Source organism: Gaoshiqia hydrogeniformans, from assembly GCF_049347105.1.
In the GTDB taxonomy this organism is placed as follows: Bacteria; Bacteroidota; Bacteroidia; order Bacteroidales; family Prolixibacteraceae; genus Gaoshiqia; species Gaoshiqia hydrogeniformans.
On record NZ_CP186334.1, the window covers coordinates 2,171,813 to 2,188,055 of the forward strand.

The 16,243-nt window shown below is 44.4% G+C and carries 12 protein-coding genes; 3 read left to right on the forward strand and 9 right to left on the reverse strand.

What is annotated here, in order from left to right; all coding sequences use genetic code 11:
* Positions 1 to 399: 399 nt before the first annotated feature.
* Together ACOIT5_RS08725 and ACOIT5_RS08730 are read right to left on the reverse strand one after the other, a co-directional pair.
* Positions 400 to 1,572 carry an IS91 family transposase gene (locus ACOIT5_RS08725; RefSeq protein WP_423126436.1) on the reverse strand — a complete coding sequence of 391 codons (1,173 nt, stop codon included), beginning with the start codon at positions 1,570 to 1,572 and terminating at the stop codon, positions 400 to 402.
* The gene (locus ACOIT5_RS08730) at positions 1,562 to 2,506 is read right to left on the reverse strand and encodes a tyrosine-type recombinase/integrase (RefSeq protein ID WP_423126437.1); all 945 of its coding nucleotides are present in this window, start codon (positions 2,504 to 2,506) and stop codon (positions 1,562 to 1,564) included. The genes ACOIT5_RS08725 and ACOIT5_RS08730 overlap by 11 nt, the downstream gene beginning before the upstream one ends.
* Positions 2,507 to 2,671: 165 nt before the next feature.
* On the opposite strand from ACOIT5_RS08730, the gene ACOIT5_RS08735 reads away from it, so the two are divergent.
* On the forward strand, positions 2,672 to 4,144 hold the full coding sequence (locus ACOIT5_RS08735) for a caspase family protein (RefSeq protein WP_423130081.1): 1,473 nt from the start codon (positions 2,672 to 2,674) through the stop codon (positions 4,142 to 4,144).
* 416 nt (positions 4,145 to 4,560) lie between these two features.
* Here the strand turns inward: ACOIT5_RS08735 and ACOIT5_RS08740 are convergent, their stop codons facing one another.
* The 6 genes from ACOIT5_RS08740 to rfbB all read right to left on the reverse strand — a co-directional run bounded on the left by ACOIT5_RS08740 (position 4,561) and on the right by rfbB (position 13,370).
* On the reverse strand, positions 4,561 to 4,995 hold the full coding sequence (locus tag ACOIT5_RS08740; protein ID WP_423130082.1) for a DUF1573 domain-containing protein: 435 nt from the start codon (positions 4,993 to 4,995) through the stop codon (positions 4,561 to 4,563).
* 58 nt (positions 4,996 to 5,053) lie between these two features.
* Positions 5,054 to 6,772, reverse strand: coding sequence for a RagB/SusD family nutrient uptake outer membrane protein (locus ACOIT5_RS08745; protein ID WP_423130083.1), 1,719 nt, complete (start codon positions 6,770 to 6,772; stop codon positions 5,054 to 5,056).
* Between the two features lie 17 nt (positions 6,773 to 6,789).
* Entirely contained in the window at positions 6,790 to 10,272 is a 3,483-nt protein-coding gene (locus tag ACOIT5_RS08750; protein ID WP_423130084.1) for a TonB-dependent receptor, read from the reverse strand.
* A gap of 160 nt (positions 10,273 to 10,432) precedes the next feature.
* Positions 10,433 to 11,518: a FecR family protein gene (locus tag ACOIT5_RS08755; RefSeq protein WP_423130085.1), complete on the reverse strand. Its 1,086-nt coding sequence runs from the start codon at positions 11,516 to 11,518 to the stop codon at positions 10,433 to 10,435.
* Between the two features lie 44 nt (positions 11,519 to 11,562).
* Positions 11,563 to 12,159, reverse strand: coding sequence for an RNA polymerase sigma-70 factor (locus ACOIT5_RS08760; RefSeq protein ID WP_423130086.1), 597 nt, complete (start codon positions 12,157 to 12,159; stop codon positions 11,563 to 11,565).
* Positions 12,160 to 12,317: 158 nt separating this feature from the next.
* Positions 12,318 to 13,370 carry a dTDP-glucose 4,6-dehydratase gene (rfbB, locus tag ACOIT5_RS08765; RefSeq protein ID WP_423130087.1) on the reverse strand — a complete coding sequence of 351 codons (1,053 nt, stop codon included), beginning with the start codon at positions 13,368 to 13,370 and terminating at the stop codon, positions 12,318 to 12,320.
* A gap of 177 nt (positions 13,371 to 13,547) precedes the next feature.
* Here rfbB and ACOIT5_RS08770 point away from each other — a divergent pair, with 177 nt between their 5' ends.
* The gene (locus ACOIT5_RS08770; protein WP_423130088.1) at positions 13,548 to 14,564 is read left to right on the forward strand and encodes a DUF6340 family protein; all 1,017 of its coding nucleotides are present in this window, start codon (positions 13,548 to 13,550) and stop codon (positions 14,562 to 14,564) included.
* A gap of 27 nt (positions 14,565 to 14,591) precedes the next feature.
* A complete protein-coding gene (locus tag ACOIT5_RS08775) occupies positions 14,592 to 15,074 on the forward strand; it encodes a hypothetical protein (RefSeq protein ID WP_423130089.1) in 483 nt (160 codons plus the stop codon).
* A gap of 46 nt (positions 15,075 to 15,120) precedes the next feature.
* Here ACOIT5_RS08775 and queA read toward each other — a convergent pair whose 3' ends face one another.
* Positions 15,121 to 16,170: a tRNA preQ1(34) S-adenosylmethionine ribosyltransferase-isomerase QueA gene (queA, locus tag ACOIT5_RS08780; RefSeq protein WP_423130090.1), complete on the reverse strand. Its 1,050-nt coding sequence runs from the start codon at positions 16,168 to 16,170 to the stop codon at positions 15,121 to 15,123.
* Positions 16,171 to 16,243 lie beyond the last annotated feature (73 nt).

Sequence of the window (16,243 nt, forward strand, 5' to 3'; positions counted from 1 at the left end):
AAGTAGCCAAAAAAGAAAAGGTGTTAATAACCAGAATAACTCTCCGCTTCTCTGCGAGTTATTTCCGGTTGTTAATAAATAGGAACATGAGCGGCGTGCAGCGCCCAGCGATTGTTCAATAAATAGGAACATGAGCGGCGTGCAGCGCCCAGCGATTGTTCCCGGTTGAACTACACCCGCCGGGTTCAGGGCTATGCACTTATTGAAGGTTTTTATTGGATTTCACAGATAGAATGGGCAGGAAACAGCCCGACGTTCATTGACATGTTGCAGGTTTTTGTGCTTTTCGGTTCAGTTTGCATCAGCGACTTGATGTTTAAGCCCTGCTTTTTTTGCGTTTTTGCCGGTATGGGGGCATACCTCTCCCGGATACGCCGGGAGCGTAACGTGATTTAATGATTATGACCGCGTTAATGATTGCTCCAGCTGTCCCCAAGCCGGTGAACGTATCCGTGGCAGTTCCCGGATGGTTACCATCCTTCCGGTTTTGCATACCGGGCAAAGACAGGGATTTACGCCTGTCAGCCTGGCAAAACGTTCCACGTTGGTTTCCGGCGGTTGTTGCCGTTCGATTACCGAGTCAATATCCGGCTTCTGTTGGGGAACAAATTGCAGTTTGAGATTGCGCTTTACGGTGTGGTTGTAAATACCGAAGCGCCGGATCCTGACAAACCTTCGGGGCAGGATGTGTTGTGTGAAGCGCCGCAGGAACTCAACCCCATCCAGGGTAACAGGCTTTTTAATGGCCCTGTCACGATAATCCTTTGCCAGGAAGGTCACTTTGCCACCGGCAATGTTCACAATGCGCTGGTTGGTGATGGCTACCCGGTGCGTGTATTGGCCCAGGTACCTGACCACGTGCTCAGCGCTTGCCAGCGAAGGTTCGCAGTGAACCACCCATTTTGTTTGATAAGCCTGCTTTATCTGGCTGCTAAAGAGGGAAAGCTCGTCTTGTTTTTGTAAAGCCCGTTTAAGGCTGTCGAGGAACCTGCCTTTAAAGGCACTGCTTAGTTGATGTACCGGGTAAAGGTAAGTTCCCGAATGCCCGATGTTCTTCCACCGGCCATCCAGGGTATACCCGGCAGCGGGAACCAGGCAATGGATATGCGGATGCAGCGAAAGGTTTTGTCCCCAGCTGTGCAGCACGGCCACAGCCCCGGTTTCAGTACCAAAATGCGAGTAGCCAAACGAGCGGAGGGTTTGCCAAACGGCCGAAAAAAGCAGGTCGTAATACATCCTTTGGTTATGCAGGCAAACAGCATTCAGGTGGTGCGGCACGGTAAATACCAGGTGGTAATGTTTTACCGGCAAGGTATTTTGCACCAGATCATCAATCCAGAAGGCCTGTTTGGCAGCCTGGCATTTGGGACAATGACGGTTACCGCAACTGTTGTAACTGTAGCGAACGGTTCCGCAGTTTTCACAGGCTTCTTCATGGCCGCCCAGGGCAGCAGTACGGCAAACAGCTATCTTATCCAGCACTTTCAGTTGCAGTGGAGTAAGCTTTGTTTTGGCAGCCAGTTCAGGGGCGAACAAACGGACCACATCGGCCAGTTCAAACTTAGCCCTCATTTTTCGGTGAACCGGTGTTTTTCTTCTTCTTTTTCCTGGAAAAGTCATAAAGCGTATCGAGCGGGCTGTGAGGTTTGATCAGCGTGCATTGGGCCACGTGCAGGTAAATCATGGTGGTGGTAATGTCGGCATGGCCCAGCAGTTCTTTCAGGGTGACAATGTTCAGTCCCTGTTCCAGCAGATGGGTCGCATACGAGTGGCGCAGCGAATGCAGATTTACATCCTTTGTAATAGACGTCTTTTTCAGGTTTTCGCGCATCACCCAGGATAAACCCCGGACACTGTAACGGCCATCAGGTTCTTTGCCGTTAAACAGCCAGATGTGCGGGTTTTCGGCTTTCAGGTACTTTTTCAGGCCAACGGCCATGCTGTCGGCCAATGGCACGATGCGGTCTTTTTTATACTTACTCTGGCGGATGTGGATGGTACGGCGCTCAAAGTCGATATCCGATATCTTCAGGTTGATTACTTCCTGACCGCGCAGTCCGGCCGAATAGATCAGCGTGAGTACCACCCGTTGTTTCAAAAGCGTTGGCGCGGTAAAAAGCTCTTTAAGCTCCTGTTGGTTCAGGATGACCGGCAGTTTGGTATTTCCTTTCAGCGAAGGCAGGGCGATGGCATTTTTGTTCATCCCCAGCAGACGGTAATAGTAGCGCAGCCCGTACACCATGTGTTTAAAACTGCTGCGCGAAGGCGAGCGGGGATCGCGGGCCAAAGCTGCCAGGTACTCGTTGATCTCTTCGGGATCGATCTGCTCGGGAAGCTTCCCGAAACGGACCACAAACAGGGCGATGCGGCGGATGTAATTATTTAACGTACTTTTGCTTTGTCCGCGCAAGGTAACCTGTTGCTCCAGCTTCCCGGCAACTTTTTCAAACTCAGGAACAAGCACAACAGCCTGCTCAATAATAGTTAAACCCGATTTCTTTCTCATATTCAGAAATTTTATTGGTGAAAAATTCCGGAGTATAGGAAGAATCGGGTACTTTTAAAACAGCTATCCGCGCAGGCGGATTTAGTTCAACACCATTGCATCATCATTATCATCAAACTTAGTTTTATATTTATCCTGTCCTAAGGATGGGGGGAAGCATATACTTTGGACAAAACAGATATTACAAGTATTTTGCATACAGACCAAAATGAAGATTCAACCTATATCGAGAGAATTAAAAAAGAATGTGAAAAACTTGAATCAGAAAGAACTAATTCTTATGATTTAATCGTATTCTATTACTCTGGGCATGGAGTTTATAAAAATGATGAACAAATGTCATTCCTTCAAATATCAGATGAAGAATATGTGCCAATCGATGAAATAATTCAGATTGTTTCTGGTGTAAATGCTAGAAATAAATATTTCATAATTGACGCTTGTCAAAGCGGAGGCTTTTCTTTGATGAAACCAAAGGGAAAATTGCAGAGACAATATAGCTTTAATTCTAATGGCGTCTACTGTATGTTTGGAACTACAAAGTACCAATTGGCATTTGAACCTTCAATTAAAGAAGCGATTCGAAAAAAAATAAATAATAGTTTTTATACCCACTTCATTGCAGAAGCTCTGAATACAAAAGCGAATTATAACGATGATACAATTTCTATTAGAGTCGTTGATGACTATGCATCTAAGAAAACTCCAACATATACCAATTTCGAACAAATTCCATTTTCAACAACAGAAATAGCAGGTTATTTCCCATTTGGTTTTTGGAATGAAACAAAGGAACTGAAAGATATTTCCGAATGGGAAAATAAAGAAGAAACTACAGTTCAATATTCTCCCAATAAGGAGATTGACATAGTTAATTATTTAGCCGATAAAATTAAAAGGTTGTATTCAGAACAAAATTTTTTCTTCAACATACCGGATAAAGAATTATTATCAAATCTTTCTCAACCAGCTAAAGATTTGCTAAATGAAAAACTCGATTTAGCAAATATGAAGTATAATGACAAGCCACTTGTTAATGGATTGATTACAAGCGAAGATTATAATAAGTATCAATTTTTAGTGTTTATTCTGGAACATCAAAGTATTGCTCTTGATTTAACTCTTAAAGATGAAAGCGGAAATACAGTTCTTTATGAAGCGGTACATAATTCAAAATTTTATTCTCATTATATTATTCAATCAATCTTTATACGAGGCTATAAAATGAGTGAAACGGAGGAAACCTACTTGATTGAAAAATTCAAAAGTAGTACCACTCGACCAGAACATCTTGAGAATATAACATTGGCATTAATTTGTCATAAATTATCAAGTCCAGAACTAATAGTAAAGTCTCAAAAGATTGTAAAAGTAATATTCTCAATTCTATCTTTCAAAACAAAAAAAGTAGTAGGATTTAAACTAAATCATACAGCGTTAGCAAATAATTTCTTACAACATCATCAAGAATTTTCAAATAAATTTTTAACAGCCTTAAAAAAATACAACTTCTATGAAACTCTAAAAACAAAACCGTCTTTTGTGAAAAAAGAAGACGAAATTATGGAGAGTATGCCATTTCAAGAAACCGATTATGATGAAGTAATAAAAAAGATATTTCCTGAACTATATGAATAAAAATCTACCGCTAATAAATAGGAACATGAGCGGCGTGCAGCGCCCAGCGATTGTTCCCGGTTGAACAACACCCGCCGGGCTGAGGGCTATGCACTTATTGAAGGTTTTTAGTGGATTTAACAGATAGAATGGGCAGGAAAGAGCCCGCCGTTCATTGACATGTTGCAGGTTTTTGTGCTTTTCAGTTCAGTTTGCATCAGCGACTTGATGTTTAAGCCCTGCTTTTTTTGCGTTTTGTACTTGCGAACGATATAGTTATTCTTAATCCGGAAAGGATACTAATTGAGCAAAAACGTATTTATCCTTATGCATTTGCAAATATCTTTAAGATTGCAAAATGCAAATTGAAATCCGTTTAATCGAAAAACTGCTATAACTAATTAAATTTCAAACTTTTCAAAGATTTTTTTTAGATCTTAATGGGACAGTAATGTTGTTTCATTTTTTAGTACCTCGCCGGTAAGTTTGATTTCAACCGGTACTTTTTTGAAGTTAAAAAAGATTTTTACCGACTTGCTGAATGGCCCGGTTTGTTCGCCGGCAAAGGTGATCTTTATGATCGATGATTTACCGGGATGAATCGGCTCCGGAGCGTATTCGGGGAAAGTACAATTGCAAAAAACCCGGGCTTCGTTGATCACGACCGGAAAAGACAGATTGTTGTGCAACTCAAGAAACAGCTCTGTTTTAGTACCCAGGCGATTGGCCCCGAGGTCGTATATAAAAAGCTCTTTCATATCCGGGATCAGATTCAGGCTGTGTTTTTGTGAAACCGGTCCGGCCTGTTTGTCGCAGCCCGTTTTTGAAAGCAGAAAGATCGGCAGCAAAGCAAGAAATACGATTTTTCTCATATCTAAATTGTGAGAAGAAGAATTGCAGGGAGCAACTCTTCTTCTCAGGTTTAGCAGGTTAATATCCGGTTGTTTGGGTGAGTACCTTTTTCCCGCTCTCATCCACAGACAGGTCAATTTGTGTTTGAGGGACAGGCCAGAGCTCATGTTTTCCGGCGACAAAAGTTTTGCCCGAAAGATGCACCATGCGTGTTCCTTCCACTTCCAGATATTTGTTTATTACCTCAGCAGCAATTCCCCATCGGACCAGGTCGAAAAAGCGAAGTCCTTCCATCGCAAATTCGAGTCGGATTTCATGCCTGATGGCTTTCAGCGCATCTTCTTTACTGGCGAAGTTTGTCGGGTAAGGTTCAACATCATAATTGGCGGCAGGTGTGCCGTCGTCGAATGTAACTACATTGGAGTTTTTTGCACGGTTCCTGATTTCGTTAACCAGTTCGGTGGCCCGCTCAAGACTGCCCACCTCGGCTTCACACTCGGCCAGCCAAAGAATGACATGCCCCAGACGGAACTTACGGAAATTGTTTGGGTTGACCCCGGTAGCCCAACCGGTGGTTGTTGCCAGCGATTTTTCCGCCTTTTTAAACATATTCTTTTTGTACAGATAAGGTCCGCCGTTACTGGGGTCACGAATCCAGCCTTCGCCTACCTGGATACCCCAATCGAGGAACGGGATTCCCGGCCGCCCAACCGTATGATCCAGACGGGGATCTACCGGCCCGGTGTACATGATCACCTCCCCCTGAGTGATATCCGGATCATAAGGCAGGATATCATCAGCGGAGTAAATATCATTCAACAGGGGAAGGCCGTCATTTCCAACCCGGTATGCACTAACCAGGCTGTGTGTAGGCTGGAAAAATCCGCAACAGGTTCCCATGCCGGCTACGCCATGCGGAAAATTCAACGCATCGCCCCATCCTCCGTTTGGAGAACCTTCGGCCCCGTCATTCGTCGCATATTGGATTTCAAAGATAGACTCTTTGTTGTTGTTGAATCCGATCAGGTAGTTTTGCTCGTAACTTTCCATCAATTCAAACGGTCCGTTGGTATAAACATCGTTCAATACCGGTTTGGCTTCGTCGTGTTTTCCCTGAAGCAGATAGATACGACCCAGATACGTTTTAGCTGCCCAGCGGGTAGCCCGTCCGGGATCACTCCATGATTCGGGTAGCTTTTGTGCGGCAAATTTCATATCCGCTTCAATTTCGGGCCAAACAAGGTGGTCATTGGGGACTATTTTGGGGGTTTCGGTATTTTCATCGATGTAGGGAACTTTTCCATGAACCTGGGTCAGCTCAGTATAAAAATGTGCCCGCAAAAACTTAGCCTGCGCTTCTGCCTCCTCTTTTTCGGAGTCAGTCATATCATCGGCCATCGCCAGGGCTTTAAGCACATCGTTGGTACGAACAATGCCATCATACAATGGTTCCCAGTGGTTGTCCACATACCCGTTATCGGCATCGGCAAAGAAACCTTCTACCGGATTAATCGTTGCCTGGTCGCCATAGTCAGATCCTTTATAGGCATCATCAGAAGCCACGCTGCCCCACACCCAGTTTGAAACTGCGCTGGCCCAAACCATGCCATCGGTTCCGAGATGTGTTCCGTCAACCACGGCGTAAGCGCCTGTCAGAAGGGCATCAACCCCCTTTTTGCTGTGAAAATTTTCCTCAGAAGCCTGTCCTTTGGGTTTGGATTCAAACCAATCGTTGGAACAGGAACTAAAAAGCAGAATAACAAGAATGACTGCAGAGAATATGATTGTTTTCATCATGATTTAAAGTTTTTAGGTTACAAATTCAGGTTGACACCAAACATGAAAATTTGTGAAGTCGGGTAAACTCCTTCATCCACACCAATCAGACGATCAGGGTTGGAATCGGGGTTTGAAAGTTCAGGATCGAGGCCACGGTAATTCGTGACGGTAAAAAGATTCGTTGCCTGAACATACAGGCGCAAACGACTGATGCCGCTTTTTGACAGCCACGATTGAGGTAATGTGTATCCGATTTGCAAATCTTTCATCCTGAAGTAGGAGCCGTCTTCAACAAAGAAAGTTGAGTTTTTCTGCATGTTCGAGTCATCACGAACGGCAATTGGTTGCGTAATTTTGGCTCCCGAAGTATAACGTTCTTCTGTCCAGGATTCATATAAACGGGCTTTTCCGCGGTTACCGGAGAAATTGTTGAACATGATCCAACGGTTGACGTAATTGATGAGGTCGTTACCCTGCGATCCCTGGAAAAACATCGTCATATCCCAGTTTTTATATTTCAGATCGATGTTCAGCCCGTAAGTAAAATCGGGATGCGGATTACCGATTACCGTGCGATCATCGGCAGTGATCTGACCGTCTTTGGTAATATCCTTAAACATCATGACCCCCGGCTGACTGTATGTATCTTCGGTTACAACTTTGGTCCCGTATGGCGCATGAACTCCTTCTTTTAACTGGTACTTGCCGTTAACCACGTTAAACATATCCGGTGTGAAAAAGCCTTCCACTTCATAGCCATAAAATGAAGAGATGGGATAACCGGTCATACTGGCCGTATAAACGTTTTGCCTTAACGAAGGACCATACAGGATTTCATTGGGATTATCATTCAGTTTGACGATTTCATTTTTATAATGGGAAACATTGGCCCGGACATTCAGGTCGAAATTTTTCCCGATCTTTTCATGATAAGCAATCATCAAATCGAAGCCGGTATTTTTCATCTCGCCGATATTCACCGCAGGCAATTCCAGGTTTCCATAGGTGTCCGGAAGGTTTTGATTATAAAGCATGTCGGTGGTTTTCCGTTTATAAACATCCAGGTTCACCTCAAGACGGTTATTCAGGATGGTCAGATCGACTCCCAGGTTGGTCGTTACACTGGCCTCCCATTTCCCGTCGGGATTTCCCAGCTTATATTTATGAAAACCGGCCGATGTTGATGAATTGGAACCACTCAGGCTATAATACGATTCGCCGTTATAGGCCCTGTAAGTGCTATAGGCATTGTAATAACCTCCTACATTATCATTCCCGTTTTTTCCCCATCCAAAACGGAATTTAAGATTATCCAGCCAGTTGATCTCGCTCATGAAGTCTTCTTCTGAGATTCTCCATCCCACCGAAAATGCAGGGAAGTTTCCCCAACGGTTATTGGAGGAAAAACGCGATGAGCCATCTCTTCTGACGACGGCTTCCAATAAGTATTTTCCCATGTAGTCGTAATTGATCCGGCCGAAATAAGAAAAGGTAGACCATTCATCGAAAGAACCATTGGCTGTCTGGTCTTTTTCACCGGCATCGAGTACCATATAATCCGGGTCGGTAAAGGCATAGGTTGAACGGCTCGCTTGAAACCAGTCGTAGTCCCATTTCACAGCTTCACTTCCCAGCAGGAAATTAAAGTTGTGGGTATTGTTAATTGATTTTTTGTAGTTCAGGGTATTGATCCAGTTATACTGGAATGTCCCGTAATAATATTGCGATAAAATATCGGCTGGGATTGCTTCCGAGAATTCCGGGTTCGTCAATGTCCTGTCCAGGCGTCTGGTGCTTGTGTAATCAGCTCCGATTAATGATTTTAAAGATAAATCAGGAGTTAGATTAATTTGGACATAGGCATTCGCCAGTACACGCAAATCACGGGAATAATCGTCTTTATTGCGCGTAAGGTTGGCAACCGGGTTAGCGCCATTACCTGTGGTTTTCGCCTGGGTGCCGGCAAAATTTCCCCTGATATCATAAACAGGAATAATAGGCTGCATACGATAAGCCTGCGAAATAGAGTTTCCCTCGTCGTTATTTGTTCCCTGTCCCGTTCGGTCGGTATACGAAACACCGAGGCTTTCACCGATTTCAAGCCAGTTGCCAATTTTTACATCGGCATTCGAACGCAGTGAAAAACGTTCAAAACCGGTATGAATGACAACACCCTCCTGGTTCATGTAACCGCCCGAAAAAGCATAGGTGCCTTTTTCTCCTCCCCCGGTCACGGTGAGGTTATATTCCTGAATCGGGGCCGGATCGAAAATTTCGTCATACCAATCAGTACCTTCTTTATTGGCCCGGGTGATACCGAAATACGGAGCAGGATAACTATATGTACTTTCATCCACTTCCCCGGCCATTTTTCCTTCAGGAATAATATAGTCGGGAATGACAGGTTCGGCTCCGTAACCGTATTGTGAATTTCCCCATCCGTTGTCTCCTTGCTTCAGGCCAATGTTTTTACTTTCAAGCCAAAGCAGTTCCCCGTACTCCCGTGTATTCATCAAATCGAGGCTATTGGTCGTCCGTTGTATTCCGTAACGGGCGTCAAAACTAACGCTGGGTTTGCCTGCTTTTCCGCGTTTGGTGGTGACGATGATCACACCATTTGCTGCACGTACCCCGTAAATGGCCGACGAAGAAGCATCTTTCAAAACTGACATGGACTCGATATCATTCGGATTGATTTTACTTAATCCTCCGGTAGTTGGCACTCCATCAATAATGTACAAGGGGTCGTTGTTGTTTACCGAGCCAATACCGCGTATCCGGACCATGGCTTCTCCCCCTGGCGTGTTGTCGTTCGTGATGGTGACGCCGGCAACACGCCCTTGCAGTTTCGCAGCCGCGCTGGCGGCAGGAACCGAACGCAACTGGGTTTCATCAACCGTTGAAACTGCTCCGGTCAGTGTCTTTTTCTGCTGTATACCATATCCAACGACCACCACTTCATCTACTCCGATAATATCTTCATCCATCGTGATCCGGAATGTTGCCTGGTTGCCAATATCGATTTGTTGTGTTCTCATTCCGATATAAGAAACAATAATGGTTGATGCTCCGGGAGGAACAGCGATTCTAAAGCCTCCGTCCAGATCGGTAATTGTTCCGACAGTTGTCCCTTCAAAAATAACCGATACACCGGGAACAGGAGTTCCCGCTTTGTCAGTGACTATGCCGGAAATTTCACGTTCTCCCTGATCCGTTTTCAATGGTTTCAAAACGATCAGGTTATTGGTTTTTAAGCTGTAAGTCAGCTCCTTTCCCATAAAGAGTTCGTTGAGGATATCGCTGATGTCTTTATCTTGCACATCAATGCTGACAAGATCGTCCAACGAAAAGACATCTTCAGAATAAAAAAACCGGTAGTTGCTGTTTTGCTCAATTGTACTGAGAGCTGTTCGCAAGGTTTGGTTTTTGATTTCGAGGTTAAGCCTGGTATTTTGCGACAATACCCCTGCACTAAGCTGAAGCAGTCCCATCAATAACAGAAAAGTTGTTAGTTTCATAAGTAGGAAAAGTTTTTTCAAATGATTCCGGAGGAATTCAAAGAACAATTTTTTTTTCATAGTTTTACAAATAATTAGTTTGACAATACATATTGATGTGTTGTTGAGAATCCGGTAACAGGATGGTTCCAGCATCCTGTTACTATTTTAGAAGAGCCGGTTATTTTTCGTGAAAATGATGATTATACCATACGTACACATTTTTATTATCAAGTTTATATTCAATGGGTGAGGTAAAGCTCAAGACCTCAAACACTTCTTTCAGATTTTCATCTTTTAAAGTACCGCTGTAAGCAAAGTCATAGAGCGCCAGGTCGTCGATGTGAATCCTGACATCGTAACGTCGTTCCAGTTTTTTCGCCAGTACGGAGAATTTTTCCTTGTAAATGATCCATTCTTTATCTTTCCAGGAGGTGTAGATATCCGTTTTTATATCGGAACTCAGTTCCACACTTTTAATTTTCAGAGGCATTGACGAAAAAGCAGGTTCCCGTGATTTTTCTTCGTGTTTGTCCGGTTTTATCGGATCTTTATAAACCGTCAGCTTTTGATTGGGTTGCAGAACAAGGTCTTTTTTATGGGTCTTTTCGGCATGATTAACTGATATAATGCCCTCGATCAAAGTTGTTTCGATGAATTCCTCGTCTTTATATGCACGTACATTAAATTGGGTGCCTGTAGCTTTTACTTTCAGCCCGAAAGCTTCGACATAGAAAGGTTTTTTTTCATCGGTTACCACATCGAAAAATGCTTCGCCTTCGAGTGCGACCATGCGTGTTTTTTCATTAAAGTCGATCGGGTACCGGATTTTACTGCCTGCATTGATCCAAACCCGCGAACCATCGAGGAGAGTTACCACCGATTTATTGCCGTAGGGCACTTCAGTGACAATATAACCTGCAGTTAAGTTTTGTTTTTCTTTTGACTTAAGTTGAACAGTCAGGTATCCCAGCAGAAAAGCAAAAATAAACAGGGCGGCAATTCTCGCGGATTTGTGTAAAAGAAGCCTTATTCTCCTGCGTGGATCAATTTTTCGCATCAGCTTGTTCCAGTCTTTCTCCGTGTTGAATTTCTTATGGTGAATCAGAGAACCGGATAGTTCAAGAAGTGCGATGGTTTTTGCAAAATACGCTTCATTTTCTGCCGAGGATTCCACCCAGGATTTTAATTCATCTTCCTGATCTTTTGGTAGGTCTCCATGCACATAATCGATAATCAGCAAGTCGATGTCAGCATTTATTGTCATTCAACAACAGGTTATTTCCGTTTATACCTGTAAGACAATAAAACTTAAAAATGGCGTACAAGAATCAGGAACAAAATTTGATCAATAGCCTTAATGTCTTCAAAATCAGCACGAATTCTTTTTAGTGCACGCGCAATCTGGGTCTTTACAGTTCCCGCCGAGAGGTTCATCTTTTTGGCGATCTCCTTGTAGCTCATATGTTCGTACCGGTTCAGGTAAAAGATATACCGGCATTGCCGGGGCAAAGAGTCCATCGCATTCTTTAACCTTTCTTCCAGCGCTTCAATTTGCTGGAGTTTTTCAACTTGTGCAGCAACTTCTTCCTGTAAATAAAAAGGATAGGATTGGGCGGAGAGATATTTCTGTTTTAATTTATTTTTGCTTAAAAAATTGATCGCCATATTTCTGACTGAAATATAGAGATACGACTTCAGGGAAGATTTAATTTCAATGTCACCACGTTTATTCCAGCATTCCAAAAAACAGTCATTCACAATGTCTCTGGCATCTTCCTGATTTTTTACAATTCCGTAAGCATAGGAACAAAGGGCTGAATAATAGGCATGGTAAATAGATTCAAAGGATTTTTGATCGCTATGATTTTTAACCTGCTTAAAAAGTACATGATCCAGTTTTGGCATACTTGAATCGTTTTGTTGATTTAGGCGCCTTAAGTTAGTTTATTTGAATCATAAGAATGGTTAAATATATCAGGTTTTTGATTAATTGAAAGATTTATTAAAAACAAAAACAATAAGTCACCGGTTAAGGTCTGATTAACAGGATCGAAAAGAGGTACTTACCGCTTTTGGTATTGTTCTTCGTAATATTTTTGGTAGTCGCCGCTGGTTACATGTTGCAGCCATGCTTCGTTTTCGAGGTACCAGTCGATGGTTTTTTCCAGTCCTTCTTCAAATTGCAGGCTGGGCGTCCAACCCAGTTCGCGTTGCAGCTTGGTCGAATCAATCGCGTAACGAAGGTCGTGCCCGGCGCGGTCTTTCACGTAGCTGATCAGCTTTTCTGAAGTTCCGGTTTCGCGGCCCAGCTTACGGTCCATGATGCCGCACATCAGCCTGATCAGGTCGATGTTGGTCCACTCGTTGTGCCCGCCAATGTTGTAGGTTTCACCTGCTTTTCCCCGGTGAAAAATCACATCGATAGCCCGGGCATGGTCTTCCACCCACAACCAGTCGCGGATGTTTTCGCCTTTCCCGTACACCGGCAGCAGTTTATTATTGCAGATATTGTTTATAAACAGGGGAATCAGTTTTTCGGGAAACTGGAACGAACCATAATTGTTGGAGCAGTTCGAAACCAGTGTTGGTAATCCGAACGTGTCGAAATAAGCCCGTACAAAATGATCGGAACTGGCTTTCGAAGCCGAATACGGACTGTGCGGGTCGTACTTCGTGTCTTCGGTAAACAAACCTTCTTCTCCCAGCGAACCGTAAACCTCATCGGTCGAAATATGATAGAAAAGTTTTCCTTCATGTTGTTCTTTCCAGATTGCCCGCGCGGCATTTAACAGGTTGACCGTACCGATCACGTTGGTAAAAACAAACTCCGTCGGGTTCGAAATCGACCGGTCCACATGCGACTCGGCTGCCAGGTGGATTACCCCGTCGAACTGCCGTTCCCTGAACAGGTTTAACATCGCTTCTCCGTCCACGATATCGGCTTTCACAAACTCGTAATTGGGCTTGTCTTCCACGTCTTTCAGGTTAGCCAGGTTGCCGGCATAGGTAAGCTTATCGAGATTGATAAGATGATATTCAGGATATTTGTTGACAAACAGGCGAACGACATGCGATCCGATAAACCCGGCGCCCCCGGTAATGAGGATTGTTTTCATTGATTATGTTTTAAGCAATCAAAAATAGGGTTTTCATCACGATTAACGAAAATGAAGAGCGAAAAATGTTGATCTTATTCGCTGCTGTAATTTTATCTTTCAAATTCATAAATATTGATAATTTTGAAAAATGAATTGAATCATTGATTGAAACTCTCTGATCTAAACTTGCTGAATATGTTTAAAAATCGTTTTGTTTACCTGTTTTTCATAGTCCTGATTGGCTCGGGATGCAGTAAATACGGCTATGTAAACCTGAATTATCCCCTGGCCCCCGAAGCTTATTTGCCCGATCAGGTAAATACCCTTGCCCTGGTCAACCGCTCACTCGTTAAAGAGGAAGATAAACAGGGAAAAGTGATTGAGTCGGTTCTCACGGGCGAAGTTGCCGGCTCCGACCGCCTGGCCTCGGATGAATGTTTGAACGGGGTGCTTGGCCGCATGAACGGCTATCGGGGAATCAACCTGGTCATTCCGGAACAGGTAAACCTGTACGGTACGGGCACAAGCAAAACGCCCGGCTTGCTCGACTGGCAGTTGGTTAAATCCATCTGTAACTCGACGAAGGCCGATGCCTTGCTGGTTCTTGAAACTTTCGACTCGAACTCGGACCTGCTGGTATCAACCCTCAGCCGCAACATCAATTCTGTGCTTCAGGGCGGAAAGCCGGGAATTGCCCCGCCAAATCAGATCCGCATGAACGTAACGGCTTTCTGGCGGCTGTACGATCCGGCTACGCAAAGCATCATTGACCACCAGAGTAAAAGCTTCCTGACCTTTAACGGAACAGGCAGCAATTATATGCTGCTTCCGCCCGATGCGTTGCCCCGTACGGCATACCAGGCAGGCGAAGAATACATTCAGCGGTTTCTGCCCGGCTATTATACCGTTAAGCGCGACATGTACAAGAAGGGGAAGGGCCCGGGCAAAGAAGCTTTCAAAACGGCATTCAGGCGAACCGAAATGGCTAACTGGCAGGAAGCCATTGACGCCTGGACTGAGCTGGTCAGGAATTCGGGCAGAGAAACCGCGGGCAGAGCTTGCCTGAATATCGCGGTCTCTCACGAGGTATTGGGAAATACCGATTTGGCTTTGCAATGGGTAAAACGGTCGTACGAGGAATATCAGGATAAACTTGGACGAGCATACGCAAAAATATTAATGAACAGAAGACACATCGAATACGGAGATTAATGACCGCCAATTTTAAATTGAATGAATATGAATGAAATAAATGTGAATAATCCGGAGCTTTTACGTTTGGTTGCGGAATGGGAACCGAAACTGGCTGCGCTTTCCGACGATGTTATCGCCAACAGGCGCAACGGTCAAAACAGGACCATCAAACAGATTGTTGGTCATCTGGTTGATTCGGCTTCGAACAATACTCACCGGATTATTCATTTGCAGTATCAGCCGAGTCCGCTGATTTTTCCCGATTACGCCAACCTGGGCAACAACGACCGCTGGATCGCGATTCAAAACTACCAGGATGAAGACTGGAACCACCTGGTTCAGTTGTGGAAATATACAAACATCCACATTGCCCATGTGATAGAGCAGGTGAATCCTGAAAAGCTGGACCAGGAATGGATGAGCGCTTTAGATGAGCGTGTATCGTTAAAAACAATGATTCTTGATTACCTGAGGCATTTTAAGTTACACCTCAGCGAAATAGGGGAGTTGATCAATTCATCCCGGTGAGTCCCTGTGGTTGATTGTACCGCAGCGTCTCACCGGATTTTTTGTTTTACAGGATGAGCATGGCATCGCCGTATGTGCCGAAGCGATAGCCTTCTTTAATGGCTTTCTTGTAGGCTTCCATCACGAAGTCGTAACCGCCAAATGCAGCCACCATCATCAGCAAGGTCGAAAGAGGCAGGTGGAAATTGGTAATCATCCGGTTGGCAACGCTGAACTCGTAAGGCGGAAAGATAAACTTATTGGTCCATCCCTCGTAGGGTTTCAAATGCCCCTGGGTCGATACCGAGCTTTCCAGGGTGCGCATCACCGTTGTTCCCACGGCGCACACATTTTTCTTCAGTATCTTGGCGTTGTTCACAATATCGCAGGCTTCGTCGGTGATCCAGATTTGTTCCGAATCCATTTTGTGTTTGGTCAGGTCTTCCACGTCGACACTGCGGAAGTTTCCAAGGCCAACATGCAAAGTGACATAACTGAAATTAACACCGAGTATTTCGAGGCGTTTCATCAGTTCGCGGCTGAAATGCAAACCGGCAGTGGGGGCAGCAACGGCGCCTTCGTGCCGGGCAAAGATGGTTTGGTAACGGTCTTTGTCTTCGGGCTGAACGGGACGCTGGATAAACTTCGGCAGCGGGGTTTCGCCCAAACTGTACAGGGTATTTTTAAATTCATCGTAAGGGCCGTCAAACAGAAAACGTAAGGTGCGCCCGCGCGATGTGGTGTTATCAATGACCTCAGCTACCAGCAGGTCGTCTTCGCCAAAATACAGTTTATTTCCGATCCGGATTTTCCGTGCAGGGTCGACCAGCACATCCCATAAACGTTGTTCACGGTTTAGCTCGCGGAGCAGGAATACTTCGATTTCGGCTCCCGTTTTCTCCTTGTTTCCGTAAAGGCGCGCCGGGAAAACTTTGGTATCGTTGAATACCATCACATCCTTATCTTCAAAATAGTCTGTGATGTCTTTGAATAGTTTATGCTCGATTTCCCGTGTCTGGCGGTTCAATACCATTAAACGCGATTCGTCACGATTTCCTGACGGATGCAGGGCAATTAACTCTTCCGGTAGTTTATACTTAAACTTTGATAACTTCATAGGAATTGATATCTATTTTATTTAACTGACAAAACTAAAGCCATTGAACGTAATGTGGATCTAACTTTAAGCT